At 39.2% G+C, this 25,585-nt stretch carries 22 protein-coding genes; 17 read left to right on the top strand and 5 right to left on the bottom strand.

Annotated elements, in window-relative coordinates; all coding sequences use genetic code 11:
* Positions 1-44: 44 nt before the first annotated feature.
* A complete protein-coding gene (locus CC99x_RS08660; RefSeq protein WP_077065356.1) occupies positions 45-995 on the top strand; it encodes an RluA family pseudouridine synthase in 951 nt (316 codons plus the stop codon).
* Positions 996-1,005: 10 nt separating this feature from the next.
* Positions 1,006-1,956 carry a S49 family peptidase gene (locus CC99x_RS08655; RefSeq protein WP_077065355.1) on the top strand — a complete coding sequence of 317 codons (951 nt, stop codon included), beginning with the start codon at positions 1,006-1,008 and terminating at the stop codon, positions 1,954-1,956.
* A gap of 283 nt (positions 1,957-2,239) precedes the next feature.
* Here the strand turns inward: CC99x_RS08655 and CC99x_RS08650 are convergent, their stop codons facing one another.
* Both CC99x_RS08650 and CC99x_RS08645 read right to left on the bottom strand, forming a co-directional pair.
* Entirely contained in the window at positions 2,240-3,883 is a 1,644-nt protein-coding gene (locus CC99x_RS08650) for a hypothetical protein (protein ID WP_057624007.1), read from the bottom strand.
* 79 nt (positions 3,884-3,962) lie between these two features.
* A complete protein-coding gene (locus CC99x_RS08645; protein WP_057624006.1) occupies positions 3,963-4,490 on the bottom strand; it encodes a hypothetical protein in 528 nt (175 codons plus the stop codon).
* Positions 4,491-4,624: 134 nt separating this feature from the next.
* Here CC99x_RS08645 and CC99x_RS08640 point away from each other — a divergent pair, with 134 nt between their 5' ends.
* A complete protein-coding gene (locus CC99x_RS08640; RefSeq protein WP_057624005.1) occupies positions 4,625-5,386 on the top strand; it encodes a hypothetical protein in 762 nt (253 codons plus the stop codon).
* Positions 5,387-5,641: 255 nt separating this feature from the next.
* Here the strand turns inward: CC99x_RS08640 and CC99x_RS08635 are convergent, their stop codons facing one another.
* Entirely contained in the window at positions 5,642-6,232 is a 591-nt protein-coding gene (locus CC99x_RS08635) for a Maf family protein (protein WP_057624004.1), read from the bottom strand.
* Positions 6,233-6,329: 97 nt separating this feature from the next.
* Between CC99x_RS08635 and CC99x_RS08630 the strand changes: the two genes are divergently transcribed.
* The 14 genes from CC99x_RS08630 to CC99x_RS08565 all read left to right on the top strand — a co-directional run bounded on the left by CC99x_RS08630 (position 6,330) and on the right by CC99x_RS08565 (position 17,801).
* The gene (locus tag CC99x_RS08630) at positions 6,330-6,857 is read left to right on the top strand and encodes a YceD family protein (RefSeq protein ID WP_057624003.1); all 528 of its coding nucleotides are present in this window, start codon (positions 6,330-6,332) and stop codon (positions 6,855-6,857) included.
* A gap of 25 nt (positions 6,858-6,882) precedes the next feature.
* Positions 6,883-7,074, top strand: a complete 192-nt coding sequence (rpmF, locus tag CC99x_RS08625; protein ID WP_057624002.1) for a 50S ribosomal protein L32 — start codon at positions 6,883-6,885, stop codon at positions 7,072-7,074.
* Positions 7,064-8,128 carry a phosphate acyltransferase PlsX gene (gene plsX, locus CC99x_RS08620; RefSeq protein WP_057624001.1) on the top strand — a complete coding sequence of 355 codons (1,065 nt, stop codon included), beginning with the start codon at positions 7,064-7,066 and terminating at the stop codon, positions 8,126-8,128. Before rpmF ends, plsX begins: the two co-directional genes overlap by 11 nt.
* Positions 8,121-9,131 carry a beta-ketoacyl-ACP synthase III gene (locus tag CC99x_RS08615; RefSeq protein WP_057624000.1) on the top strand — a complete coding sequence of 337 codons (1,011 nt, stop codon included), beginning with the start codon at positions 8,121-8,123 and terminating at the stop codon, positions 9,129-9,131. The genes plsX and CC99x_RS08615 overlap by 8 nt, the downstream gene beginning before the upstream one ends.
* A gap of 346 nt (positions 9,132-9,477) precedes the next feature.
* The gene (gene fabD / locus CC99x_RS08610; RefSeq protein ID WP_057624045.1) at positions 9,478-10,416 is read left to right on the top strand and encodes an ACP S-malonyltransferase; all 939 of its coding nucleotides are present in this window, start codon (positions 9,478-9,480) and stop codon (positions 10,414-10,416) included.
* 146 nt (positions 10,417-10,562) lie between these two features.
* The gene (fabG, locus tag CC99x_RS08605) at positions 10,563-11,318 is read left to right on the top strand and encodes a 3-oxoacyl-ACP reductase FabG (RefSeq protein WP_057623999.1); all 756 of its coding nucleotides are present in this window, start codon (positions 10,563-10,565) and stop codon (positions 11,316-11,318) included.
* A 158-nt stretch (positions 11,319-11,476) separates the two neighbouring features.
* Entirely contained in the window at positions 11,477-11,722 is a 246-nt protein-coding gene (acpP, locus tag CC99x_RS08600) for an acyl carrier protein (protein WP_057624044.1), read from the top strand.
* A gap of 67 nt (positions 11,723-11,789) precedes the next feature.
* A complete protein-coding gene (gene fabF, locus CC99x_RS08595; RefSeq protein WP_200953419.1) occupies positions 11,790-13,031 on the top strand; it encodes a beta-ketoacyl-ACP synthase II in 1,242 nt (413 codons plus the stop codon).
* On the top strand, positions 13,003-13,881 hold the full coding sequence (gene pabC / locus CC99x_RS08590; RefSeq protein ID WP_057623997.1) for an aminodeoxychorismate lyase: 879 nt from the start codon (positions 13,003-13,005) through the stop codon (positions 13,879-13,881). Before fabF ends, pabC begins: the two co-directional genes overlap by 29 nt.
* Complete coding sequence (gene mltG, locus CC99x_RS08585; protein WP_057623996.1) at positions 13,871-14,893, top strand: endolytic transglycosylase MltG; 1,023 nt, start codon at positions 13,871-13,873, stop codon at positions 14,891-14,893. The genes pabC and mltG overlap by 11 nt, the downstream gene beginning before the upstream one ends.
* Entirely contained in the window at positions 14,886-15,524 is a 639-nt protein-coding gene (gene tmk, locus CC99x_RS08580; protein WP_077065354.1) for a dTMP kinase, read from the top strand. The genes mltG and tmk overlap by 8 nt, the downstream gene beginning before the upstream one ends.
* A 1-nt stretch (position 15,525) precedes the next feature.
* The gene (locus tag CC99x_RS08575) at positions 15,526-16,527 is read left to right on the top strand and encodes a DNA polymerase III subunit (RefSeq protein ID WP_057623995.1); all 1,002 of its coding nucleotides are present in this window, start codon (positions 15,526-15,528) and stop codon (positions 16,525-16,527) included.
* Between the two features lie 27 nt (positions 16,528-16,554).
* Positions 16,555-16,902 (top strand): PilZ domain-containing protein, encoded by a 348-nt coding sequence (locus tag CC99x_RS08570; RefSeq protein WP_057624042.1) that lies wholly within the window; start codon positions 16,555-16,557, stop codon positions 16,900-16,902.
* 116 nt (positions 16,903-17,018) lie between these two features.
* Positions 17,019-17,801, top strand: coding sequence for a TatD family hydrolase (locus CC99x_RS08565; protein WP_445971457.1), 783 nt, complete (start codon positions 17,019-17,021; stop codon positions 17,799-17,801).
* A gap of 411 nt (positions 17,802-18,212) precedes the next feature.
* Here the strand turns inward: CC99x_RS08565 and pbpC are convergent, their stop codons facing one another.
* Entirely contained in the window at positions 18,213-20,222 is a 2,010-nt protein-coding gene (gene pbpC / locus CC99x_RS08560; protein ID WP_259596656.1) for a penicillin-binding protein 1C, read from the bottom strand.
* A 43-nt stretch (positions 20,223-20,265) separates the two neighbouring features.
* Positions 20,266-25,479 carry an alpha-2-macroglobulin family protein gene (locus tag CC99x_RS08555; protein ID WP_083477300.1) on the bottom strand — a complete coding sequence of 1,738 codons (5,214 nt, stop codon included), beginning with the start codon at positions 25,477-25,479 and terminating at the stop codon, positions 20,266-20,268.
* Positions 25,480-25,585: the final 106 nt, after the last annotated feature.

Raw genomic sequence — 25,585 nt, 5'->3', positions numbered from 1 at the left:
TTCTGATATACTCCTCCGATGTCAGCTAAAAATCAAAATTTGTTATGAATTCAGTCAATATGTCGCAAAAGGTGCCTGCTGTAACGCATGAAGATGCAGGTCAAAGGCTTGATAATTTTTTACTCAAACGGTACGGCAGTATTCCTAAAAGTCATTTATACAAAATGATTCGAAAAGGAGAGGTACGGGTTAACAGCAAACGAATTGCCGTTCATCACCGTCTTACTGAAGGCGACAAATTAAGATTGCCACCTAAATTACTGCATCAGCCAGAACAAATAGGGGCTAAGCCACATTATCCCAGAAATTTAGTTCAATACCTGAATGATAATATTTTGTACGAAGATCAAGATATTATTATAGTTAACAAACCAAATGGTTTGGCCGTTCATGGGGGAAGCTCTGTCTCTTATGGCTTGATTGAAGTACTTAAAGATGCTTGGCCACAGTGGCCTGGTTTAGAGTTAGTTCATAGACTTGATAAAGATACTTCGGGCTGTATTATGCTTGCTAAACGCAGGCAGAGTTTAGTGCGATTGCATACACTCCTCAAAAATAATCAAATTAAAAAATATTATTACGCAATTGTGCAAGGAAAATGGCAAGGTGGCAAAACAGTGAATGCGCCTCTGTCACGGCAGCAAGTCGGTGTCTTTAAAGAACGATTTATGAGAGTAGAGGCAAATGGTGATCCTGCGACAACTCATATTTCTGTTCTGAAAAGTTTTGAACAAGCGACCTTTGTGGAAGCGCAGCCTGTGACAGGTAGAACGCATCAAATTAGAGTACATACAGCCTTTATGGGTAGCCCCATTATCGGCGATAGTAAATATGGACACAAAGCAACGAACCAAGACTGGAAAAAACAAGGTTTTGGTCGATTATATTTGCATGCGCATAAACTCATTATTCCTTTGAATGAAGAGCCGATCGTTGTTTCAGCGCCTCTTCCTAAAGATTTTAGTGATTTTTTAGAATATTTTAGTAAAGATTAAGGAAATGGATATGATAGAAGAGACACAGCAAGGGGCTTCTTGGGAGCGCTCTGTTATTGAAAAGGCGCTTTTAGCTCAGGTGAAGGAGCAAGCGAGCCAGCGGCGCTGGCGCATTTTTTTTAGAATTCTTGTTCTCTGTTTGATTGTTTTCATGGCGGGTATGGCATTTAAAAATACGAAGCCCAAGCCTATATTGAAAGAGCATGTGGCATTGCTTGATTTAGATGGTGTGGTTGGTGATCGCAGTGGCATCATGGCAGATGAAGTGGCAACAGGTCTTAGACAAGCTTTTGAATCAGATAAAGTACGTGGGATTATATTGCGTATTAATTCACCTGGTGGCAGCCCTGTTCAAAGTGCTTACATTTACGATGAAGTAAGAAGATTAAGAACTTTATATCCTGATACAAAAGTCTATGCGGTTATTACAGATATGGGTGCCTCAGGTGGATACTTTATTGCGGCATCCGCAGATCACATTTATGCCAATGCTTCTAGTATTGTTGGTTCGATTGGCGTTGTAATGATGAATTTAGGTTTCGTTGATGCTGCTCAAAAACTAGGGGTAGAGCAACGCTCTATGTCTGCAGGTCGTAATAAAGTATTTTTAGATCCTTTATCTCCACAAAATGAATCGCAAATCGAATTTGCACAATCACTGTTAGACAATGTTCATACGCATTTTATCAAAGCAGTGAGAGATGGACGCGGTGAAAGATTAAAAGAAACCAAAGACATGTTCAGTGGTTTGTTTTGGACAGGTGATCAAGCATTAGCACTTGGTTTAGTCGATGGTTTGGGAAGTGCAGGTTATGTTGCGCGTGAAGTCATTGGTGTAGAAGAGATTATTGATTACACAGTTTCTAATAATTTCTTAGATAAGCTAGCATCACGATTTGGAACCTCTATTGGACAGTCTTTTAAAGCTGAATTAGGTTTGGGTCAGCAAAAACTTCAGTAAATACCCATCAGTAAAAAAATGAACGAAGTGAATGATGCTCTTCCCTTGGAATCAAGGGAAGAGGCTCAACTTTAGTGAGCAGATGGATTTTTTTAAATCTTTGTTTTAAAAATCCTTCTCTGCATCTAAAGATGCCTCTTTCTTTGACAACAAAGAAAGAAAACTGATTCGCTGTGCTCATCCGAAATTTTATTAATTTACTTTGCATTGACCTATGCGAAAAAAGAGACATAGAGTAATGCCAATCTACTTAACGGACAGAGCATTAGTTTTAGCCCCTTTTTTATTGCATATGTGCAATATTTTTACGTTTGAGATGATATCTTCTAAGTGATTGCTCTCCATCGGCTCGAGCAGGACAAGGGCTTTTTCCTTGGGTTTGTAGCTTATATCGTACGTTGTACAACCTTTGACCTTCCATGCTGTCTAGCTCTGCAATACACACTTTCTTTCTTACTGGCGTTTTTTTTTCTGTTGCTCCATCTTGTATTTTCATGCTTATGATTTGCATAGGTAGTTTGTCTTTTAAATCCTCAATCTTTTGTACTTGTGCTTTTTGGCACAACCATTGATTTACTTCTTCCATTGTTTTCATTGGTTGCGCACTTAGAAATGTAGGTGCAGGTGCTGGTAAATTTTTATAGAAGCTAGGATATTGCTCTTGCAGAAATGCTTTAAGTTTCTGACCGCGTTCTTCTTTCCATAAGCCGCCACCTAACCATGAAGAGAGTAATAAACAGGGCATATTATAGAAACGGTTTAAAAGCTCTCTGCCTGCGTTACAAGAGCCATAAGAAGGAAATAATTCATTCATTTTTCTCTCAATGTCTTTGGGTATTTGATGCGCTGGCGTTGGATAATAATGATTTATCTTTATGTACCAACCTTTTTTTCTCAATACATTAAGATCATTTTCTAGACAACCGAAAAAGGGGAACCAAGTATCGGGAAAAGCAGAATTATCTCCTGATGATTGATAAAAGGGTAAACCATTGATAGAAATGATATTACCTTGAGTGGTTGAGGACGCATCTCTTACTTGTGCAAAAGTGCAAATTGAAGCATTTTTTTGAGTATTATCCGGCGCATTATTTGGATGGATATGCTTTTTTATGATTGGTTTGGGTGTTGGTTTCGATGAAACAGAAGGTTTTACAACTGGTTTTTGTATTTGAGCAGGTTTAGCAGGTGCCGTTACCAATGGCGTTACCTCTTTGGGCGCGAAAAAATATTTTTGTACAAGCGTTGTAATGCTTGTGGTTAATATTGCTGCTGTCACTGCCATCCAAAGTATTGCCCCCATATACCATGCTGTAAGACCAACTGCTATGCCAGCTATTATGGCTATCAACCATTGACGGGGATTGCTTCTGGATTGTTTTGCTGCTGGGGTTATTCTCTTTCCAGTGAGCATGCTTTGGACTTGTTTTAGATACAAAGCATCATTGTCATCTGCGTCTACTAGAATACCGAGTTGACCATTTTTCTGTGCATGTAATACGTTCATTTGATCGTCATCAATCAGTACAACATATGCATTATCTTGTATCGAAAAATGTTTTTTAGCGCCTTCGATATGTGTTTCTTTGCGTAGAGCTTGATTTTCTGGCAGTCCACTGGCGATATAAATTTGTTTTATTTCTGTTTCGTTAAGACCGATATGTTTTAAAGTGGGTACAACCACTTCAGGGTAATCTGACCAAGTAGTAATAGCTATTTTGTGGCCATTTTCTAAAATTTTCTTAAACGTTTTGAGTAGCTCATCTTTATTTAAAATGCCGAATTTTTTAATGAGTGATTCGATTTGTTCGGGCGTCGCTTTGCCGGGGCTTACATTTAAACCACAGAGTTGATTATGGAAATGTCCTTTTACTAAAGTGTTATCGAAATCAAAACAAAATAAATATGTTGGCGTGGTGGAGGGCACAATAACCTCGAAGTTATTTCAATGAGGCCAGCATGGTAGCATAGGTAGTTATTTAGTCAAATTATTTTTAATAAAAACCTTAAGAATGTTTGCGTTTTGAAGATGTCCAGTTAGAAATTTTGGTTAATACAGTAGATGTAGCTACACCTTCTTCTGGGCTTTGAGGTAACAGATCATGTAGAGGCCTTAAAAGTGTGTTTGTGGCAGAGTGCGAAAGATCTGAGGTTTCGTTTGTGAACTCAACCTTAAAGTTTTTCCATCCGTGTTGGTATTGCAAAGCAAGTTCAGCTTCAATTTTTCGGATAGCTGTTTTTGCATCTTCATATAAGCTTTCTTGAGGCACACTACGCACTAAATTAAGCATTTGTTGTATGCTTGATGGAGGGGGGCTATACATTGGCCAGCAGTTAAAATATTTAGAGGCTTTTACATAGATTAAGAAGCCTGCGCTTAATCCTAAAATAGCCATTAAAAAATGAAAGAGTGAGCCCATTCCAATCATCGATAAAATGAATGCAGGTAACCAGCCAACCGCGAGGCCTGTGAGTAGGCCAATGCTACTTAAAGTTGCTCCTGCTGCGATGCTGATCAGTCGATTTACTTTCATGTATTAATTGTGTGCTTGAATATAAGACTAGGTGTCGTATCACCATAACGTATTTGAGCAAATTTATATACTCCATATTTTGTATTCTTTGCTATATTTTTTATAGTCCTAATGATAAAACTTGGATTAATGATATGTCTTTATGGATTGGTAAATTCGTTTCTAGTTGTTTGGCGGTGTTTTTCAGCGTTGTTGCCATAGATAGAGCTGTATATGCTTCTACAGCGACCGCTGCTGTACCTACTATCTCTGTGACAGAACCAGAGGCGATGACACCGCCTGGTCACATATTAGAAGGCGGTGTAAAAGTATTTGGTGTTAATTTTAATCAAGGTTTTGTTGAGCAGTTAGAAACACATCTGGACAAAGTATCACCTTTGTTTTTAGCGGGCATGTCTGCATATTATTACGGTGAAAAAAATATTCCTAAGGCGACTTTTTATTACCAAGCGGCACTCTTAAGAATGAACATTGATGCCAAAATCATTCCAGATAACATGCTAGATGATTATCCCGCTATGATTACAATGATTTTGGGTGATTTCTTTTTTGAGTATGAATTAACGAAAAAATTATTTTTGGAGCATATGGATGCTTTATTAAGAGCTAAAATTGAAGTAGTTGACTGGGATAAAAAGACAGCGCGTAATTATTCCATTTGGGAATTTGTCAAACAAGATCATGAAAAAGTAAAAGCAATGATTGATCAAACTTATCAAGAATGGAATGTTAGCATTACGGATTTGACAAATGAAGTGATGCGTTACAAGCGCATGTTAGCAACCATGCCTGACGACCAAAATGTATCAGAATTGTTTAATTTATACATTGAGAAACTCACAAAAGAAAATAATAGTATGGTGGGGGATAGGGCACCTGGTGAATTTGTCCAATAATATACTCTTTCCACATGAATTTTACCCGTAAGGGGCACAATGTAGGGGGAGGCTTCGTCTTCTCGTAATCCTCATGTCCCTCTATGTACATTCTGGGTTCGCAAAGCGAATATTTTTCCCTCTACCAATTTTGGGAGAGGAAAAAATCATTCGCTATGCTCATTTATAGATAGAGAAGGTGTTGGCGATATATAGTATGAATAATGCAAAGAGAAATTTAGCTGTTTGACCTTAAATTCTCTGCATAAATCACCCTTAATATACTCGTTCTCCTCCAAAAATTGACACACCTGCTTGCTCAAACATATCGCATAAAGTAATCAAAGGTAAACCAATAATGGCCGTTGGATCGTCGCTTTGACATTTTTGAATGAGAGCTGTTCCTAAGGTTTCAGACTTGAAAGCGCCACAGCTTTGATAGGGTTCTTCGGCATTTAAGTAATGTGTAATCATGGCGGGTGTCAATTTTCTAAAGAGCACTTCTGTGATAATAGTCTTTTTAAATAATGTATTTTTGGATGCGCAGTGAAGGGCAATGCCGGTATAAAAATGTATGGTTTGGCCACTCATAGAAAGTAGCTGTTGCATTGCTGTTTCAAAATTAAGGGGTTTGCCCAGCCGTATTTTTCCCATCGTTGCGATTGTATCGCAGCCAATACAGAAGGCATTTGGATGTAGCATGCCAACGTGTTGTGCTTTTTGAACAGATAAAGTTTCTACCAGTGCTTGGTGGGATTCAATGGCTAAATCTTCATTAATGTCCGGGTTTGCGACTGTAAATTCGATTTTTAGTCTTTCTAAAAGCGCTTTTCTATAGGGGGAGCTAGATGCCAGAACAATTTTCATGTGATTTAACCAACTATAATCTGTTTTTACGATAAAATGAACGAATATTACTTTCTATTTTGACTCTATGCAGGCGAGGCGATATTATTGTCGCCTTATGTTACCTAATGAACTGCCCAAAATCATTAACCCATTGAAATTATGCCAAGATAATCAGAAAGGCCATGTTTTGACGGCTAATGTTTTTGTTAGCGAATTAACTGGTTTGGGGCTTGATAATGTTCAACCAGCAGACCGTGTTTTAACGGTAGCCTTAGAGTTTGGCATCGATGCCGAAGGCATTCCAACGATAGAAGGGCATTTTTCAGGCAGCTTGCTTTTAACATGTCAGCGATGTTTAGAGGCGTTTGATTACCAAATTTCTCAAGACATTTGTGTGAGTCCAGTTATTTCTATTGAAGCGGCGAAAGAATTGCCAGAACAATATGAGCCACTTTTGCTAAACGATGAAACGATTAGTTTGTTGGCTTGGCTTACAGAAGAATTACATTTGGCTTTACCGATGACGCCTAAGCATACACATCCGTGTGCTTTGGTTCAGCCTAAAGAAGCTGAAATAGAAAAAACGGAAGAAGAGAAAATTTTTCCTTTTAAAAACTTGATGAATGATCTTGATAAAACTTAAATCTTAATAAAAAGAGGATATTGAAATGGCCGTACAAAAAGATAAGGTATCTCGTAGCAGAAGAGATAAACGTCGTACTCATGATAAAGTTACTAAGCCTACGTTATCTATTGATTCTGAATCTGGTGAAACACATCGTAGACATCACGTAACCGCAGATGGTTATTACCGTGGACGTCAAGTGATTGATACACCTATGGATGCAGATGAAGAATAGTCCTGTTAATACAATTTGTATTGCTTTGGACGCAATGGGGGGGGATCATGGCCCAAGAGTCGTTATCCCAGCTGCCCTGGACGTTATCAAAAACTATCCAAATTTACATCTCATTTTAGTGGGAGATGAAGCTCGCATTGAGCAAGAACTTGCTAAGCATGCGGTTAAAGCACATTCTCAATTAACCATTCATCATACAACACAACAAGTTTTGATGGATGAGTCACCTGCATTTGCATTGCGCTCAAAGCGCGATTCTTCTATGCGTGTCGCAATTAATCTGGTTAAAGAGCAAAAAGCACATGCCTGTGTGAGCGCTGGTAATACAGGCGCACTCATGGCTATTGCGCGATTTGTTTTAAAAACATTACCAGGTATTGATAGGCCAGCAATTGTTTATCCAATGCCGATTAATGTAGATCAGAAGAAAATGGGTCGTATGCGGATGCTTGATTTGGGTGCCAATGTAGATTGTGAAGCAGAGCATTTATTTCAATTTGCGGTGATGGGATCTATCTTAGCGCAAGGCGTTGATAATATCCCTAAGCCCAAAGTAGGACTCTTAAATATTGGTTCAGAAGCCATTAAAGGCAGCGAAGCAGTGAAAAAAGCCGCTCAATTATTAGAAGAGAGTGGGCTTAATTATGTTGGCTTTGTAGAAGGTACTAATATGTATCAAGGTGTGGCAGATGTTGTAGTCTGTGATGGTTTTGTTGGTAATGTTGCACTCAAATGCAGTGAAGGTGTTGCTGACATGCTTATTCGCACTATTAAACGAGCCTTTACCGATGGTTGGTATGCGCGTTTTGCAGCCTTTATTGCATTGCCTGTCTTGAAGAAAATCGCTGCGCGTGCTGAACCAAGCCAATATAACGGTGCTACCTTTTTGGGATTAAATGGCATTGTTATCAAAAGCCATGGAAATGCTGAAAAAGATAGTTATAAACATGCTATTTTAGAAGCAATCGTTGAAGTTACTCATAATATTCCTGAGCGTATTCGTGTTGAAGTTGAGAAAACCTTAGGAGCCCGTAAGAGAGCACAAAATGTATAGTCGTATCTGTGGTACTGGCAGCTATTTGCCTAAAAAGGTAATGAGCAATGATGATTGGGAAAAGCGCGTCGAAACATCGTCAGAATGGATCTTAGACAGAACAGGGATACAATCTCGTCATATTGCTTCCTCTCATGAAACCAGTGCATACATGGGGACGCAAGCTGCTAAGCGTGCACTTGAGGCTGCTGGAAAGTCTACACAAGAAATCGATATGATTATTGTGGCAACCGGCGCTCCTGATAAAATTTTTCCTTCTACAGCATGTTTTATTCAAAAACAACTTGGTATTACGCACAATTGTCCTGCTTTTGATGTGCAAGCAGCCTGTACAGGATTTATTTATGCATTGAGTATTGCCGATCAATTCATAAAAACAGGACAAATCAAATGTGCTTTAGTGGTAGGCGCAGAAATGATGAGTCGCCTCATTAATTGGTCCGATAGAAGCACCTGTGTTTTATTTGGAGACGGGGCTGGCTGTGTATTGCTAGAAGGTAGTGAAGAACCAGGTGTCTTATCGACTTATTTGTATGCTGATGGTAATCAAGATGAGATATTGTCTGTTGATAACATACAATTAGCTGATCATACAGGCATGATGCCTGAGGTTGAAAAAACAGATACACCGAGTTTACCTATTTCTGATTTTTACCCATATGTAAAAATGGATGGTAAAAAAGTTTTTAAAGTTGCTGTGACCCGCTTGGGTGAATTGGTAGAAGAAATTAAAAGTAAACACCAATTGGGAGAGCATGATATTGATTGGCTTGTCCCGCATCAGGCAAATATTCGCATCATTAAAGCAACCGCCGAAAAGTTAGGTGTACCTTTAGAGAAGGTCATCTTAACGGTGGGTGAGCACAGTAATACTTCCAGCGCCTCTATTCCACTTGCCTTAGATGTTGCGGTGAGAGATGGTCGTATTAAACGAGGTCAAACACTCTTGTGCGAAGCCTTTGGCGCAGGTTTGACTTGGGGATCGGCCTTAATTAAGTTTTAGTATTCTTCTCACTTTGCTTTTAGGCTTGCTAAGATCATTTCTTTTGATGAGTGAAGCGAATCATAACCCCTCTACCAATTTTGGGAGAGGGTGGCTGAAAGCCGGGTGAGGGTTGAATTTAAACAATCTAGCAACAAAGTTTAAGAGAGTTTTCTCTTAGAATTTGAAAGAAATAATATTTATATCAAATTATTTAACCCTCACTCGCCCTGTGGGCACCCTCTCCCAAAATTGGTAGAGGGGAAAATGTTCACTGTGTGAACTGTGAGAGAAAATCTGATGTCTAGTGCAGACAGTTATGCTTGTAGTCAGCATTGAAAAATCATCAGTAATGAATGAGGTAATCATGAAATCAAATTTTGCCTTTGTTTTTCCTGGGCAAGGCTCGCAGAAAATTGGCATGTTGAAGACCTTTGAGCAAGAGTCTTTGGTTAGGCAATGCTTTGAAGAAGCAAGTGATGTTTTAGGACAAAATCTATGGGATTTATGTCAGAATGGCCCAGAAGATACACTGAATGACACCCAATGGACACAGCCCTTGTTATTAACGGCTTCTGTTGCGCTCTGGCGATTATGGCAAGAACATACAAGTTTAAGGCCACGATTTATGATTGGCCATAGTTTGGGTGAATATAGTGCTTTGGTATGTGCGGGTTCTTTGTCCTTTTCTCAGGCGGTTGCCCTTGTACAAAAGCGTGGCCAATTCATGCAAGCAGCTGTTCCACAAGGCCAAGGTGCTATGGCAGCTATATTAGGCATGTCTGCATCAGATGTTGTTGCGCTCTGTAAACAAATCACAATAGGCTTATGTGAAGCTGTCAATTTTAATTCGCCAGAGCAAACCGTTGTTGCGGGTGAAAAACACGCCGTTGATGCCTTAATGAGTTTGGCAAAATCACAAGGTGCAAAAAGAGCATTAGCACTTCCGGTTTCCGTTCCATCGCATTGCCAACTGATGAAGCCTGCAGCTGAGCAGTTACAGCACTATATGCAATCTGAAGCAATTACTTTGGCAGCTCCAAAAATTACCTTGCTTCATAATGTGGATGTGCAAGCTCATGAGACGCAAGAGGCCATGCAAACGGCATTAGTGAAACAATTATATCAGCCTGTAAGATGGGTAGAGTCAATTGAAGCTTTAGTAAAAGAAGGTATAGATACCTTTGTTGAATGTGGCCCAGGCAAAGTACTTGGAGGACTGATTAAGCGCATTGATGGTAATGTGCAAAGTCTTTCTTTAGAAACAATGGCTTTATTTGAAGAAGCACAAAATCATTTATCGTAGTTTTCGCGCATGCTTTTTCGAGGGTGTTGTTTTCGCCTCTCGCAATCCTCTTGTATTTATGTATACATCCCGGTTGCTCGAGGCTTGACGCTTACTCGAAAAAACATGCGCTGTGACTATAACTATAACATAAGCGAGATAGTCTCATGTGGCAATTATCCTCTTTAGAAGAGAAAGTAGCATTTGTAAGTGGTGCAAGCCGTGGTATTGGTCAAGCCATTGCATTGATATTGGGTAAAATGGGGGCAACCGTTATTGGGAGTGCAACTACCCCAGAAGGTGCTGCAAAAATTTCAGCTTATTTAGAGCAAAATGGTTTAAAGGGCTATGGTGTAGCCTTGGATGTAGATAATGCAGAAGCCATTCAAGAAACCATTAAAAAAATTACAACTGAACTTGGCCCTGTCCAAATATTAATTAACAATGCGGGCATTACACGTGATAATTTATTAATGCGCATGAAAGATGAAGAATGGGATGCTACCCTAAGAACCAATTTAACGGGGGTTTATCAGCTGACCAAAGCATGTTTGCGTGGCATGATTAAAGCAAAGTGGGGGCGCATTATTTCCATTAGTTCTGTTGTTGGTGTGATGGGCAACCCGGGTCAAGCAAATTATGCTGCGACTAAAGCAGGCGTCATTGCTTTTTCAAAATCATTGGCGAAAGAGGTTGGATCTAGGGATATTACCGTCAATGTGGTTGCACCTGGTTTTATTCAAACAGATATGACAGATCAATTAACAGAGGCACAACAGCAAGCACTCTTGCAGGCAATTCCATTAGGTCGCTGGGGGCAGGTGGAAGAAGTTGCAAATTGTGTAGGCTTTTTAGCCTCTGATCAGGCACGTTACATTACAGGAGAAACCTTGCACGTGAATGGTGGCATGCTAATGGATTGATATAGTTAATTAACTATATTGACGATTGCAACTAGCGTGATTTGTATAATTCTGCTAGGATTTGCCCTCATTATTGTGCAAAGAAGTTTTCTTGAGCAGTGTTTGTTTTGTAACTTATTTTTGGAGCGTAGTTAACTATGGCTGGGGAACAAGAAGTTATGACTAGTATTGAAGAGCGAGTCACAGATATCATTGTTGAACAATTAGGCCTTGAGCGTGATAAAGTTCAACCAGAGTCAAAATTCGTGGATGATTTAGGCGCGGATTCATTAGATACCGTTGAAATGGTAATGGCGCTGGAAGATGAATTCAAAATTGAAATTCCAGATGAAGAAGCAGAAAAAATCACCACCTTGCGTGATGCGATTCGTTATATTGAAGAGCACCTTAAAAAATCCTCATAAATTAATTTAAAGACGAGAAGCTGTTGTAATAGGCAGCTTTTTTCTTTTACATCAATCAGAGGAACGAATGACTAGAATGCGACGCGTTGTTGTAACCGGATTAGGAATTATATCGCCTGTAGGCAATGAAGTAGAAACTGCTTGGCGCGCTATTTTGGCGGGGAAAAGCGGTATTGGTCTTATTGATACTCTCGATGTGTCTGAATTCAGCGCTCGTATCGGTGGCCTTGTACGTGGTTTCGATCCTTTAAATTATGGCATCTCTATTAAAGATGCACGTAAGATGGATGACTTTGTGCAATATGGATATGCTGCGGCAGTTCGAGCCATTGAAGATGCAGGACTAACGCAACCTGAAAACCCTGAACGATGTGGTGTTTCTATGGGTTCTGGTATTGGTGGCCTTGGCTTTATTGAAAAGAGTCATGATGTTTACCGTGATTCTGGTCCTCGTCGTATTTCTCCTTTCTTTATTCCTGGCGCAATTATTAACATTACCTCTGGTCATGTATCAATTCGCTTTGGTTTTAAAGGCCCTAACTTAGCCATTGCAACGGCATGTTCTACGGGCTGCCATAGTGTGGGCATTGCTGCACGCTGTATTGCCTATGGTGATGCAGACGTTATGGTTGCTGGCGGATCTGAGAAAGCGAGTACACCGCTAGGCTTAGGTGGATTTGCTGCTGCGCGCGCACTCTCTACAAACAATGATAATCCAGAACAAGCCAGTAGGCCTTGGGATAAAAACCGTGATGGTTTTGTTCTTGGCGATGGCGCAGGTGCAATTGTTTTAGAAGAGTACGAGCATGCTAAAAAGCGTGGTGCTACAATTTATGCTGAACTCGCTGGTTTTGGTATGAGTGGTTCTGCACATCATATTACACAAACCTCTGAAGGCGGTGTTGGCGAAGCTCAAGCAATGACGATTGCACTTAAAGATGCGAGTATCTCACCTGAGCAAGTTGATTATGTAAACGCACACGCAACTTCAACCCATGTTGGCGATATTAGTGAAACCCTTGCGATTAAAGTTGCATTGGGAGAGCAAGCTAAAAAAGTAGCTATTAGTTCAACTAAATCTATGACAGGCCATTTATTAGGGGCTGCAGGTGTAGTAGAAGCTATTTTTTCGATTCTGGCTTTGCGTGATCAAGTTGTTCCTCCAACGATTAATCTTGATGAGCCTGATCCTGAATGTGATTTAGATTACGTTCCTCATCATGCAAGAGAGATGAAGCTTGAAGTAACAATGTCTAATTCATTCGGCTTTGGCGGAACGAATGGAGCATTGGTATTCCGACGCATTTAGCTTTTTAGCGAATGGAAAAATAGATCGTATTCAAAGCAATTCTCTTTTTTATGATAGAGGATTGCACTATGGTGATGGTGTCTTTGAAACCATCACCATCCGAAATATAGATACCCTACAACAAAATATTTTCTACAATTATCATCTTCAGCGTTTGAAGCTCGGTTTAGAAAAGCTTTTCTTTCCTATTATAGATTTTGAAGTTTTGCTGAACGAAGTAAATGCCTTTATTGCAAAAGCAAATAGAGTCCAGACAATTTGGGTCTTAAAGCTCATTATTACACGTGGACAGGGTGGTAAGGGCTACAAACCTCATCATAATTCGCAGCCTAACATTATACTGCTACAACGTAATTACCCTATTTATCCAGAAGCTTTCAGCACAGAGGGTATAGAGGCTGGGTGGAGCAATATTGTATTGCCTATTGATCCTCAATTAGCAGGTATCAAACATTTAAATCGTTTATCTCAAGTGCTTGCAAGCATTGAGGCTTCCAATAGGTGTCAGGAAGTTTTATTGTGCAACGCAAAGGGTAACGTTATTGAAGGCAGCAAAAGTAATTTATTTGTTGTCATCAATGGGCAGATTTTCACGCCTTGCTTAAAAGACAGTGGTGTATACGGTGTGATGCGAGCTTATTTGCTAAACTATCTGCAAAAAAAAGGATATTTTGTAGAAGAGCGACTATTATTTGCCAGTGATTTAGCAAAGGCCGAAGAAATTTTTGTGTGTAATAGTATAATAGGTATTTGGCCTATTCGAAGGCTGCTGCACCAAACTTACAAGGTTGGCAGTTTAACTAAAATGCTTCAAACAATACTCAAACAGGAAACGTATTTTGCTACCTAAGATCACTGCAATTTGTCTGGCTATTATTGTGAGCGTGTCTTTGGCAATTTATATAGAGCTAAGGTTTGCACATGCACCACTGATGCTGGGAAATACAGAGCATACCTTGAGCATTAAACGTGGTATGAGCGTAAAAGGGGTGGCAGCATTATTAAAAGAACAGAATATACTCAGTGAAATCCAATCTAAACAGTTCTTGCTATGGGTAAAAATAAACAAAGCAGATAAAAAATTAAAAGCAGGTACTTATCTATTATCTGGGAAATTAACCCCTGATCAATTAATGAATAAATTAGTCATAGGCGATGTTGCACAATATGCTATTACCATTATTGAAGGTCAGACTTTTGCGGACTTTTTGGAAAAATTAAAGCAGCATCCAGCGATTTTCCAAACTCTTGAAAAACTCAGTGAAAAAGAAATCCTCACTTTATTAGATGCGCCTTATCCTTATTTAGAAGGTATTTTTTTTCCTGATACTTATTATTTTCCCGATCAGACCCAGGATATAACCCTATTAAAATTAGCATATCAGACGATGCAGCGCCATTTAACAATGGCTTGGGAGAAACGTGCTGAAATACTTGCAATCCATACGCCATATGAAGCGCTTATTTTGGCATCTATTATTGAAAAAGAAGGCCAGCTCAGTGTAGAGCGTCCTCTTATTTCTGGTGTCTTTCATCGACGCTTAGCTAAAAACATGCGTTTACAAGCCGATCCCACCGTATTGTATGGTTTAGGCAATAAAACTAAAAATATTACAAAAGCAGATTTAAAAATGGATAATCCCTTTAATACCTATGTCTATCCTAATTTGCCACCTTCGCCTATTGCATTGCCTGGATTAGATGCTATTGAAGCCGCATTGCATCCAGATAACGGCGAAGCTTTGTATTTTGTGGCTAAAGGAGATGGCTCGCACTATTTTTCTGCCAATCTGAATGAACATAATAAAGCGGTGCAAAAGTATCAATTACAGCAACCAGCGCAAGGAGTATTAAGTGAGTAAGGCTCAGGCTGCTAAATTTATTTCACTAGAAGGTATTGAAGGCGTAGGTAAATCCACCAATATGGATTACCTTGCTTCACTTTTAACAAAGTATAAAAAAGACTTTATACGCACAAGAGAACCGGGTGGAACACACATTGCAGAAGCAATTCGCCATATTTTATTGCAAACAAAAGATGAAGTGTTATTACCCAAAACAGAAATTTTATTATTGTATGCTGGCAGATATCAACATGTGAATCATGTGATCAAACCCGCGCTTGAAAACAATCAATGGGTTTTGTGCGATAGATTTTTAGATGCAACCCTAGCTTATCAAGGTGGTGGCAGACAGCAGCCACTAGCGTCTATTTTGCAGCTCAATGATTGGGTATTAGGGGATTTTAAACCAAATTATACCATTATCTTAGATGCGCCCGTTGAAGTTGCATTAACGCGTATACAAAAACGCAAAAACTTAGATCGCTTTGAAAAAGAAGATATTAGCTTTTTTACGCGTATTCGTAATCAATATTTAGCACTCGCCGAAAGAGAGCCAGATCGCTTTAGAATCGTCGATGCAAGTCAGAACTTGCACGCAGTGCATGAGCAGTTAGCGTCTATCATGCATGAAATAATGCAGACAGAATAATATGGACGGTATTCTACAACCAAATCAGATTTCAAAGTTATTGCAGCCTTTTATGCAGCATGCACAGTCCAATACTTTGCATCATGCCTTGTTATTTTATGGTGCTGAAAAACGAGGTAAATTGGCATCTGCAAAATACTTTGCTCAGTATTTGTTGTGCTCGAATAAAAATTCAAATGGTTATTGTGGTCAATGCAGGAGTTGTTATTCATTTCAAAAAGCTTTGGAGAGTACTGATAATACACATCCAGATTGCTTTTGCTTAGGCGAAGATGAAGATACTTCTGTTGGTATTGATGACATACGTGAGATTATCAATTTTCTGAGTCTAACCCCACATTATGGGCAAAAGAAAATTGTCATTATAAACAGAGCAGATAAATTAAATCGTGCTTCACAAAATGCAATATTAAAAGTTCTAGAAGAACCGCCATCCTATGGTTCTTTTATTCTGATTGCTGAGAATACAAAATTATTGTTGCCGACCATACTCAGCCGCTGTCTTCAGTATCGATTTAAAGAACCTTCCTTTCAAGAGAGTATCGCTGAATTAAAAGCACAGTTTGCGGATCAGTCATGCGATGAGCAAACACTCAAGGCAGTGCATACCCTTGCAAATGGCAATGTTGAAAAAGCAAAAATGTGGTTAACTTCTCCTGTGTGGCAGAACAAGGATGCTATTGTAGAGCGCTTTGTCTTTGGGCAGATCTCAAAAGAAGTTGCGTTGCAGCAAATTTTGTCACAGCATGCCTTGGAAGCTCTATACTTAATATATTATGGGGTGAGTGACCTTATTAAATATATTGATAACCAGCAGACTGAACATATATACATTCTTAATGCAAGACAATTACAATCCAGCGCTGGTAAATACACGCAAATAAATTGTTTTCGATACTTGAGACAGGTACAACAGGCTATTAAAGCAGTGCAGGAAATAGCTGGGGTTAATAAGTTATTATTATTTCAGAACTTGTATAATTGGAAGTGTATGGAGGGGTAAATGAGTGCTGAAGAAGCCATCAATGATATGGATAAGAAGCCTCGCCCAGGCATGCTCTCTCTTACTATTAGAGATAAATATGTATTGTACGCAAGTTATATGCCCTTCGTGAAAGGAGGGGGATTGTTTATTCCAACAACAAAACCATATGAAATGGGTGATGAAGTATTTATGATTTTGAACTTAATGGAAGAAACAGAAAAATTATCTGTTTCTGGTAAAGTTGTATGGATTACGCCTAATGGTTCACAAGGCAACAAAGCCAGTGGTATTGGTGTGCAATTTAAAGAAGATGAAAGTACGAATATCCGTAATAAAATAGAAACCTATTTGGCTGGGTTGCTGCAGTCCGATCGCTCAACGCATACAATGTAGAAGCTATCTCAAAAATGCCATTTTTCGTTGATCTTTTGAGGCTGCCTACCCTACATTGTGCCCCTTGCGAGTAAAATCCATGTGCAAAGACTATAACAATAAGATGTGAAATAAATATGATGCTCGTTGATTCCCACTGCCATTTAAACATGCTCAATTTGTCAGAGTTTGATAATAATTTAGATAATGTAATGTTGGCTGCAAAAGATGCAGGCGTGACACATTTTCTGTGTGTTTCTGTGACTTTAGAAGACCATGCTACCTTAAGCAAAATATCACAAAGCTATGATAACGTGAGTATTTCAACCGGATTGCACCCTAATGAATTACCACAGCAACCCTTAGATGTAGAGAGGCTGGCTTCATATGCTGAGCATCCCAAAATTGTGGCTATTGGCGAGACAGGTTTAGATTATTTTCGCAGTGAAGGTGATTTAGCTTGGCAGCAAGAACGTTTTTGTCAGCATATAGAGATTGCAAAAAAATTAAAAAAACCACTTATTATTCATACACGAGAAGCCAAAGCAGATACCATTGAGATCATGAAGCGTGAAGCAGCAGATAAAGCATCCGGCGTGATGCATTGTTTCACAGAAGATTGGGAAATGGCAAAAAAAGCACTTGATTTGAATTTTTATATTTCATTCTCTGGCATTGTTACTTTTAAAACCGCACATATTTTACAAGATGTTGCAAAGAAAGTACCGCTTGATCGAATGCTTGTTGAAACAGACTGTCCTTATCTTGCCCCCATACCACATCGTGGAAAGATGAATCAGCCTGCTTATGTAAAGCATGTAGCTGAATTTATTGCTCAATTGCGCAATACATCTTTTGACGCAATTGCACAGGCAACCACTGAAAATTATTTTCGTTTATTTAATGCGCAGAAAAGCTAGATGTTGTTGATATTTTAGTAATCTACTTACTTACGCTGCGTCCTGCGGCTTGTCCCTGTCTCTTAGTCACATTTTTGATTAAGCTACAGAGTTATATTTTTAACAGAACTTTCGATGAGCGTAGCGAATAAAAAATCCCACTTTTTGAAGGGGGACGCGCACTGACAAGTGCGCAAGGGGGATTTATGCTGGGAGGCCAAGTGCAAAAAGCTAAATCCCTCTGCTCGTCGCAGCTACGCTGCACGAGCGTCTCCCTTTACAAAGTGAGAACATGTTCGCTTTGCGAACGAAGAAGAAGAATAGGCAGCAATATTCTATATCAAACCCCAGAAATTCCTTAAGTTGACGCTTATAAGCCTTCGCTGGCATGACACAATATATTGCTAATTTTTTATAAGCGAAATATAAATTTTAGCTTGCATCGGCAATCTGTTGATTAGAGCTCAATTCAATATTTGCCTTGGCAGTTTGCCCATTGGCATCAATCAAGGTAATAGTATAATAGCCATTCTTTTCTGGCATCCAAAATTCTTTTTGTTTCCAGGTGCCTATATATAAAGGCTTTCCATCAATCAGCCAGGTATAAGGGCGTTTTCCGCCAGTGACGCTAAGAGGGATGGCTTTGTATTGGGATGCCTGTCTTTCAAGCTCAACAATCGTATCATCAACTGGAAAAATAAGTGTAGGCACTGTTTTATGTACATTTTTTTGATCGGATATATGTTGTGATGATTTTTTGAGCACCATTGTAGGGGAGCTAAATTTTTGTAAAGAGGGCATTTCCTTTTCTGGTAGTACGGCTACAACCTTTTGAAATAAAGGTACAACAAGATCTCTCGCTAATAATGGACTCATCGGTGATCCATCTGGTATGCCCGTCCAAATACCAATAACATATTGTTGATCGTAACCAATCACCCAAGTGTCACGATAACCATAAGAGGTGCCTGTTTTTAAGGAAAAACGGCGATTATTTTCCAAATCTACTTTTAAAATAGTAGTGACTTGTTGTGCTGCATGCTCAGAAAAAAGAGCGTGTTCTGTGCTGGAGATTTGCGTATCAAGATAAGAAATAGGCATTACTTTGCCATCACGCGCTAGAGCGCTGTATAAGCTAACAAGCTGTTCCAGAGAAAGACCTAATCCACCTAAAGCGATGGCGAGGCTTGGACTATCAAAAGAGCGTGGTAATTGTGGTGTTATTCCCGCCTCTTTTAAAAGGCTTAAAAAACGCATGACGCCTATTCGATTCAACAAATCAACAACAGGTATATTCAAAGACAGAGCAAGTGCCTCTTCTGCTTTTACAACACCATGTATGTTCTTATCAAAGTTTCGTGGGTAATATGCGCCAAAACGTCGACGCTCATCTAATAAATAGCTCTCTGGCTTAACCACGCCTAAATCAAAACCCAATCCAAAGATAAAGGGCTTTAAGGTAGAGCCAGGTGAGCGAAAAGCACAAATATAATCAACAAAGCCATGATCATTTTCATTATAAAAATCGCGCGAGGCAATATATACCACGGGTTTGTTTTTTCTGTGCTCTACAATAAAAATAGCAGTATTGCTTTGAGGAGGAAAAGATCGTTGATAGCGTGAGAGTAAGAATTCAATCTTCTTTTGCAGATTAAGATCTATTGTTGTATGAATTTTTATATCATTGGGATATTGCTTTTTTAATCGCCAAGCAAGGTGCGGTATCTCACGTGGGAATTTGTTTTTACTGCTGGGTAAGTCTGCTAATGTATGAATGTTAAAATTTTCTTCATCGATCAGATGTTTTTTTGCCATAAACGCTAATAGTGTATTGCGTGCAAGATATGCGCGTTCAGGATAATGAATGGGATGAAGGCGCGTGGGTGATTGCACGAGTGCTACTAAGAGCGCAATTTCACTCGGTGAGAGTTGCTTTGCTGATTTTTGAAAATAAGTCATTGTTGCTGCATGAACACCCTCGATGTTTCCACCAAATGGCGCTAAAGTCATATAGATATTTAGAATTTCTTTTTTAGAAAAATGCCATTCTAATTGCAAAGCACGAAAGCATTCTATAAATTTTGAAATAAGCTTTCTGGGTCGAGGCTCTAAGAGTCTTGCTGTTTGCATGCTAATTGTGGAGCCGCCAGAAATAACATGCCCATATTGGATTCTTTGATAGACTGCTCGAAGTAAGGCAAAGGGATTAATACCTGGATGTGAAAAAAAATATTTATCTTCTCTCTCTAACAATATTTTGAGATAGAGTGGATCTACCTCTTCAACCGTGGTATGAATGCGTAGTTTTTCATCTTGACTGTGAAAAATATGAATGGGTGTATTTTGAGCATAAATAATGGTTGAAACATCATTAAATCTTTTTGTGTTTAAAGGATAGATGCTATTCGCTAGCAAAAATCCCATAAAACTACCTATGCTCAAAAGAGCGCCCCAAGCGAATATTTTAAAAATATTTTTATTCATATTACTCAGAATAAATATGTATTTTTTCTGCTTCTCCATAAGCGAAAAACTGTGGTTGATACATGGCCTCTACAAAAGTAGGTGGATAATTAAAAGTACCTGCGCTAACCGCACGCACCATATAGGCTACCGTGAAATCATTTTGTCTAGCCAACTCAAAGGCTGCCATAAACCTATCATCTCGGCTTTCTGTACGGCTTGCTTGTGATATTGCTCCTAACCATGGAAATTGTTCTGCGAGATCGGACAGAGTAGTCTGCTCAATTTCAAAACCGGGCGGCAAAAGATCAACCAGTAATACATGGTGTAGTGTATTGTTACTGCGTTGACCTTTGATTTTCACAATATACAAATCGCCAGATTTCATTTTCTCTAAATCAGCATATTGTCCTTCTAAGGTGTAGACAGAACGTTGTAATGCAAAACCCGATTGTGGTAACGCTTTGACATCTATCGGTTCCCCTTGCTGAGAGAGCGCATAATAGACGGGTGCGTCACCTGTATTTTGTAAAATAGGTGCTTGCTTTAATGCTTGATAATCAAAGTTAAGTATGTTGGGTTGTATGCCATCTAAGGGGTTATTATTAAGACTTAGATAATATTTTTTGCGCGCGTCTTTTAAGGCAAGATCTGCGCGTATCAACCAAGCTTTTTCTTGCGTGCTTAGAAAATGTGATAAGCGTGCTTTATCTACCAGTGATTGTAAGAGGGGATAAAGCTTTTCGTTATTCTGAGTGGTTTCGGCAATTAAAGTCACTAAGATAGCATTATCGCGTAGCTCAGAGCCAAAGCTGAAGAAATCAGTGCCATGTTGAGTATCAACAGCGTTGATTGCCTTATCAAACCAAAGTGTTGCGTTTTGAGCATCACCATAGTGTGCAAACGCAGCACCGATAAAGGCCAAATCACGACGGCGTATAATGTTTTTCTGATGACTGTCTGCAAAGAAGCGTAGTGTGCGTAATGAGCTTTGATTTTCTTTTGCAAGAATATAATGCGCATAGGCAGCAATAGAGATATCTGTAGATTGATTCATGGAACGTTGTTCCATTTCTTTGATCCAATGATCTACGTTTTGTATCAGAGCCAAAGGAACTGCATGGCCTGTTTGTTTCATACTATGTAGCAAATCAGCGGCATAGAGCGTAAGCCAAGGTTCTGTTTGTCCATTGTGAGACCATAATGAAAAAGAGCCATCAATTTTTTGCAAGGTTGTCAGCTGGTTAAAGCCTTTTTGAATCATTTCATCAGAAGGGTTGGTGCTTAACAAAGTTGCAAATAAACGGCTGATGGTTTGTTCAAGGCAATAATAAGGATATTGCAACAAATCTTGAATGAGTTGTGCACTACCAAGTTCAGGTAGAGAACCAATAGATAAAGAAAGTTTGCTATTATTGTCTTGGAAATTATTGAGTAATTTTTCATCAAGGCTTAGAGAAGATTTTGCTTCAATCTTTCCATATGCTTGTAAGGATACAGGCTGTATTGTAGGTCGTACAGATAATTCCCATTGACGTTTATAAGTAAGGTCTTTTGAATCTTTTAAGATCAGTTCAATTTTTTTTGTGCCTGTGGTATTTGCCTTTAAGGTGAATGGTATACGAAGTTCTTGCCCTTTTTGTAAATGAATTTTCTGAGTCACTTTGTCTTTTTCAGATTGAAGTGTCAGTGAATAGTCGCCTTCAGGTGCTTCCACATTTTTAAGAACCAAAGGTATTTTTGCACTGTCATGGGGTGCAAGGAAACGAGGGAGTACCAGATAGGCATCGATAGGATCTCGAACAGAGAGACTGCTCTGTGTATGTCCTACACCTTGTTCATCCCAAGCAACAGCCATAACACGTAGTTTACCCGTATATTCAGGTAAGACAAAGGGAACATGAATTGTCTCATTTTCTTTTGCTTCGATGATACCTGAAAAAAGTGATACTACTTTGTAGCTACGTGCAGGCAATTGAGTCAATGCACGTTTTAAGATGGACTCCCCACCTCCCACTTGGAAAGAGCCTGGGCGTGCACCATATGGATTAATCAAATGACCATAACTGTCACGCAATGCATAGTTCAAGCTTTTTTGAGAAAAGAAATATTGATATGGCTTAGGTGTTTTATAATCTGTCAAAGAAAGTGTGCCCTCATCAACCAGTGCGACAGCAAGGTTTAGATTTTTGTGTGCTTTGCTTGCCTTCACAACAATATCAACTGTTTTTGCAGAGTTGACGACTGCTGGATGTTCTAAAGACAGTTCAATTTCGTGTTTTTCTTTAAATTGTTTATTGGACATCCAGGCAACACCAATCGCACGTTTGGGCATTTGTGAAGATTTATCATCGCTGCCTCTATAGACGGTCGCAATTAAATAGTTGCCAGGTGTTGCACGGAATGCTTTGGGAATAGGGAGTTCAAGGTTTATACCTTTGGATCCAATTTTCCCTGTGTATATCGGTTTAAAGTTATCTCCAGCCCATGCAACAAAAAGTTGACCTTCAAAGGGGCTTTTAATGTAAATATTTGCTTTATTGCTCGCATTTTTTTTATTGTCTTCGGAGAAGCTAACTTCGAGTGTATCCGGCCTGTCTGGTGTCTCACCTGAAAAATACCAGCCTGCTGCAAAACGAAAGCTGGTTGCGACACCTGTTTTCTCATCTAAGACTTCAAGGCGATAAGCTCCATATTTAACAGGCATTGTAAATGCCAAAGGTGCTTTATTGTCTAATTTCAAAGTACCATTGGCAACGACATTGTCGCGAACAACCACTTCATATTGCCAATGAGTACCGGCACGAAACCAAACATAATCATGCTGTTCTTCATACAGGGTATAACGTAATGATTGTGTCGATTGTAATTCACCTTTTTGATTTACCGCAATAATATTGAATTTTGCATCGCTATGACTACTGGTTGAATTGTCTTTAAATTGAGGCTCAATGCCAATGATATAGGGCTGATGCCAAAAAAGGGTAGTCTGTTTACTGCTTTGACCACGCCCACCGATTTCAAAAACAGTAGTTGTTGTTTCTAACTGTAAAGGGTGACTTGTTTGTGGTTCAAGATCCACTTTAGTAATAATCGAAGCTTTTCCTTGTTCATCGGTTATAGTGTCTAAATGTTTGAATCTTTGTGCGACCCATTCTTCTTCTATTAGGCCAAAGTGATAAGTTTTCCATTTTGAGAAGGGTTCTGACATAGGAATGAGTTTGGATTCAGCCGTTACTTTTAGATTTGCCCCTGGCGCACCAAAGTAATATTGAGCATTGACCATTAAGCGATTACTTTGTTGTGGCACGATACTCTTTAAAGTAGAAGAAGTTTTAACTTCTATACGAGGTGGTACAAAATCATTTACCTCAAAGGAAGTATGCGCGAGTTCAGTGTTAGTTGGATCAAGATAAATAGCGGTAGTCCATGTGCCTGTTTGTGCTGCATGATTGATAACATAATCCAATGCATAGCTTCCATTACCCATATCTTGTAAAAGGGATTCTTGTGCAATCACGCCATCGGGTCTAAATATTTTAAGCGTTATGGGCAGCTTTGCGGTCGCTTGGCCTTTATTATCACGCAGTAAGCATAGATGATGGATTGTTTCACCAGGTCTATAGATACCGCGTTCTGTAAAGAGATAAGCATCTATGGCACCTTGATGGTTGCGGCCTTGTGTGCCTCTATCGCTGAGATCAAAGGCTTCATCTCTTAAATTAAGCACTGTAAATTGCTGATCTTTCTGGGTGGCGGTTAAGAAAGCAGGTCGGTTGCCCCCTTTGCCATTGAGTATTTCGGCTGTAAAAACGGCATGACCTTCTTTGTCAGTTGTAATTGTGTGAAGCTCACGATTATTGCGTGAAATTAAACGAATGTTCACATCGGATAAGATTTTTGCATGACTCAGTGAACGCGCAAAAACATGCAAACCATCAGGGCCATGATAAGTGCTGAGACCAATATCACTAATAACAAGCGCTTGTGATGCAAATTCATCGGGATCGTAACTATCTTCAGTTGTGCGGGCTTCAACTAAATACACACCTGCGTGTAATTTTTTACCCATCATTTTATCAATAGGGAGTCCTGAGATAGCTGTTTTGTCTGTTTCACTGTCAAAGCGATAAGTGCCTTGCCAAACAATTTCACCTTCTTCTTCTGCGATGTTGTCAGCATCCCATCTAGAAAGCTGATTGGTAAACCAGTTTGTTTGAATGCTTTGAATATTGCGCTCTGGAATGTGAATAATTTTTAGTTTTACTTCCGAAACATTGACTGCAACCAAGGGTACTATTTGAGGTGCGCCACTTGCTAATATATAACCCTTTTCCCGAAAGCGGATAGCAGATTTTCGATGCGGAATATAGAGATTAAGAGATTGGTTTTTGAGTAAGCTAGTGCCTGATTCACCAGGAAACCCTGCTTTGAGTGTTAGAGTGTAATTTTCTCCAAAATTTAAGCCTTCAACGCAAAGTTGTTTGCCTCGGGCAATAACCCCCAGATCTTTTACTTTAGGTGTTATGGAAAGATAGTCTTCATAATGAAAATTTCTGGTTTTAAGTAGTGGATAAGTCCAAGTAAGGCAAGCGCTGGCAATATCTGTGCGTTGGGGAATATCAAGTTGATAAGCGGCAAATTCTGCAGGATAATTTTTTATCAAATCGCTAATATGCGCTTCAATATTAGCTTGACTACTTAAATTGAGCGCAGTTTCACGTAGTTGAGTAAATTGTAATTTAGTTTGAGAGGCCAGCCAATACAGGGCTGCTTTATCTAAAGATGTTTGGGCATTTTGATGGGCTTTGATGAAGGCTGTTTGTAATACTTCATCATAATTTTGATAAGTATCATATTCTTGTAGCCCTATCAGTGATTTGCACAACAAAAACCAAGATTGGAAATCTGCACTATTGTCAGTTAATACTTGATACAAAGCATAACGACTGCCGTACCAATCTTGAGCATCAAAGGATTGTTTAGCACGTACTTTTCGCTCTATTTCTTCAAGATGTGTTGAAGCACCACTCATGCCATTTTTAATATGTTTTTGGTAGTAGATATCTGCTTGTCTAAGCAATTCAGGTGAAGCAAAAGTTTCTATTGTTGCTTGTGCAATAGCATTAGATGCGTAGATAAACAGAAAAATAAAGGAAATAAAGAAATTAGATAAGCATGAATGATGCATGTACTTTTCCCATTTTGAATTTAATGCTGCGTTGCCTACGCTCATTCATTCCAGCCATGCTCCAGAGCGTGCATTTTTAGGGCTGCGCTCGCTTGGTATCTTGCCTAAATTCAAACTGGTTTGATTGCCGTGTGGGCTATTCTTGAAAAAT

Origin of the sequence: Candidatus Berkiella cookevillensis, assembly GCF_001431315.2 — a bacterium.
Lineage (GTDB): Bacteria > Pseudomonadota > Gammaproteobacteria > Berkiellales > Berkiellaceae > Berkiella_A > Berkiella_A cookevillensis.
Note: the sequence above shows the minus strand (reverse complement) of the source record. Positions and strands in the feature narration are given on the sequence as shown.